The sequence below is a fragment of the Streptococcus danieliae genome (genome assembly GCF_009767945.1).
In the GTDB taxonomy this organism is placed as follows: domain Bacteria; phylum Bacillota; class Bacilli; order Lactobacillales; family Streptococcaceae; genus Streptococcus; species Streptococcus danieliae.
Genome location: NZ_WSRS01000183.1, coordinates 1 through 630, shown reverse-complemented (window position 1 = coordinate 630; position 630 = coordinate 1). Strand labels below are relative to the sequence as shown.

1 pseudogene is annotated in these 630 nt (G+C 37.8%); it reads right to left on the bottom strand.

The features are described from left to right. Nucleotides 1–384: 384 nt before the first annotated feature. Nucleotides 385–630 (bottom strand): annotated as a pseudogene (locus E5983_RS09345) (hypothetical protein); the annotation flags it as partial.

The window sequence follows — 630 nt, the reverse complement described above, 5'->3', positions numbered from 1 at the left end:
TTCGCATCCACTAAACCAATCTCCTCTACTCATGTTTTCTGAGACTAGTATAGCTAGATTTCTACTTTATCGGAAGATACCTTGTTATTGGGCGCTTACAATCTGTCCATCCTGCTTCTTGACGTTTGTAAGAAGTCTCTGAGAGCTGATACTAATTCCATCTTAAAATCAAATACTCAAACTAGCTTACACTCACAGGTAGCGAGAGGCAGGCATAATTGAAGTTAGGCAACTCGAAGCTAGGGACGTGTGGATGTAAATAGAGAGAGTATGAGGGGCTCAGTGATGGCTGATTTTCCTTCCCTCTCATACCAGGAGAGTCGTTTAGACAGCTTGGACTTGGTCTTGTGACCAGGTCCTTTTTCTTTTCGAAACAACTATCATTTAAAAAAAGGATTGATAATTATTCGGAATATGATAAACTTTAGACAATTTATACTCATTGAAATTCAAAATCTGAAAAAGCCATTCTCTATGGACAATAGATTTTAGATCAGACCAATGCAAATTTTGAATCACTTCTTGTAGTTTATCTATCACTTCCTCAAGTGTTTTAAAGGCTTTGTTTTTGAATCCTCTTTTACGAATCTCAGTCCACACCTGCTCGATTGGATTCATTTCAGGAGTGTA